At 62.4% G+C, this 1,934-nt stretch carries 3 protein-coding genes; 2 read left to right on the plus strand and 1 reads right to left on the minus strand.

The window, feature by feature from the left end; all coding sequences use genetic code 11:
• On the minus strand, positions 1-119 hold a 119-nt coding region (rplJ, locus tag RMN73_RS00875; RefSeq protein ID WP_309601434.1), incomplete at its 3' end, for a 50S ribosomal protein L10.
• A gap of 359 nt (positions 120-478) precedes the next feature.
• On the opposite strand from rplJ, the gene RMN73_RS00880 reads away from it, so the two are divergent.
• Positions 479-1,495 (plus strand): metallophosphoesterase, encoded by a 1,017-nt coding sequence (locus RMN73_RS00880; protein ID WP_309601432.1) that lies wholly within the window; start codon positions 479-481, stop codon positions 1,493-1,495.
• Positions 1,492-1,934: hypothetical protein (locus RMN73_RS00885; protein WP_309601433.1), on the plus strand; the 443-nt coding region annotated here is incomplete at its 3' end. The genes RMN73_RS00880 and RMN73_RS00885, both read left to right, overlap by 4 nt.

A 1,934-nucleotide genomic window follows, 5' to 3' on the forward strand; every position in this document is an offset into this window, starting at 1 on the left:
CGCAAGTCGGTGGACTGGGCCACCGTCAGGCCGAGATTGCGGGTGACAACCACCACACTTGTCTCGGTGAAGACGTTCTTGAGCTCGGTAACCAGATCGGCCTTTTGCGAACGATCCATGCCATACTCCTAACCATTCCACTGGCCGGACCATCCGACCAATGGGCGGGCACAATCGCAAAAACGATTGTCCCATCATGTCCGGGGGGCTGGATCGATGGCGCTGCTAGCAACGCACGGCGGAGAGGCGCTGGTTGGCGCGGCCCGCTTGATTCCGTTCCCCGTCTAGGCCGCAAATTAAGAGGGAAGCCCTCAGCGACTGTCTCGGACGAGTGCATATCGATAAGCCAATGGGGCAAGCCGATGTGCGTGGCGGGCCTATACCGCAACTGGTCGGCATTTCAACCCGCTAACCGCAGCCGCTTGACAAAGCGCGCGTCTGCGGGCCTCCATTCGGCTTGGTCGCGGGGAGCGGGTGGATGATCCGGCGCTTGTGGTTGATGGTGCTCATGATGCTCGTTGCGGTGCCCGCAGCGGCACAGCCTGTGCCCACGCGGATCGTCGCGGTGGGCGATCTGCACGGCGATTTCGAGGCGTGGATCGACATTGCACGCGATGCCAAATTGATCGATCCGGCCAACCATTGGACCGGCGGCAAGACCCTGCTCGTCCAGACCGGCGACATCACCGATCGCGGTGCCGATAGCCTCAAGATCATTCGCCACCTGCAGCAACTCGATGGCGAGGCCAAGCGCGCCGGGGGCCGCGTGATCGTGCTGATGGGCAATCATGAGGCGATGCAGGTGATCGGCGACCTGCGCTACGTCACGCCGGGCGAATATGCTGCCTTTGCCGACCGCCAGAGCAAGGCGCGACGCGACGCGGCCTACACCGCCAACGCCAAGGCGATCATCGATTATTATCATGTGAAGGACGCGTCGCTAAGCCCCAAGGCGATCCGGCAGATGTGGTTTGCCGTTACGCCGCTGGGCAAGGTCGAACATGAAGCCGCATGGTCGCCGTCGGGCGAGCTTGGTCGCTGGGTGGCGAGCCTTCCGGCGGTGGTCAAGGTCGGCAGCACGTTGTTCGTGCATGGCGGGATTAGTGCCAATTATGCCTTGGTCCCGCTGGACGAAATCAACCGCCGCGCCCGCGCCGCGATCATCGCCGGTGACTCGAGCGATGAAGCGATCATCAACGACCAGATGGGGCCGTTATGGTATCGCGGGCTGATCCTTCGCGGCGGTGACGATGGGGTGCCCGCAGCGGGTCGGCCGACCATCGACAATGAACTTGCGGCGGTGTTGAAGGCGCAGGGGGCGAAGCGGCTGGTGGTCGGTCACACCCCGCGGCTCGACGGGATCGGAATCCTGCGCAACGGCACCTTGATCCAGATCGATACCGGCATCTCGCGTTATTATCGCGGCAAGCTCGGCTGGCTCGAGATCCTCGGCGACAAGCTTGTCCCCCACGTAGCGAACAGGAGTGTGCAATGAAATTGGCAATCCGCTTTGCGTTGGCCGCCATGGTCCTGTGTGCTGCCCCGATCGGCGCTGCTGCCGCCGAGCCCGCCAAACCATTGTTCGCGTCGGACGAGATGATCCGAATCACAATCAACGGCCCGGTCGATACGATCGCCAAGGCACCCGAGGAATCGAAGGCGACCTATCCCGGAACGCTGACCGTCGCCGGGACTGAGGAGCCGCTTGCCATTCAGCTCGCCCAGCGCGGGATCACTCGGCGCAAGGGCGATATTTGCCAGTTCCCGCCGTTGCGCGTGGTGTTCAACCAGCCGCCGCCAGCCAATTCCCTGTTTGCCGGTCAGCGCAAGCTCAAGCTGGTCACCCATTGCCGAGCGTCGGAGAGTTTCCAGCAATATGTGCTGATGGAATATGCCACCTACAAATTGTACAACCAACTGACACCGTTGAGCTT

Source organism: Sphingomonas sp., assembly GCF_031372575.1.
GTDB lineage: Bacteria > Pseudomonadota > Alphaproteobacteria > Sphingomonadales > Sphingomonadaceae > Sphingomicrobium.

Excerpts from the sequence above, each read along its gene's own strand:
- RMN73_RS00880 (WP_309601432.1), top strand. The coding sequence starts at position 479 with ATGATCCGGCGCTTGTGGTTGATGGTGCTCATGATGCTCGTTGCGGTG.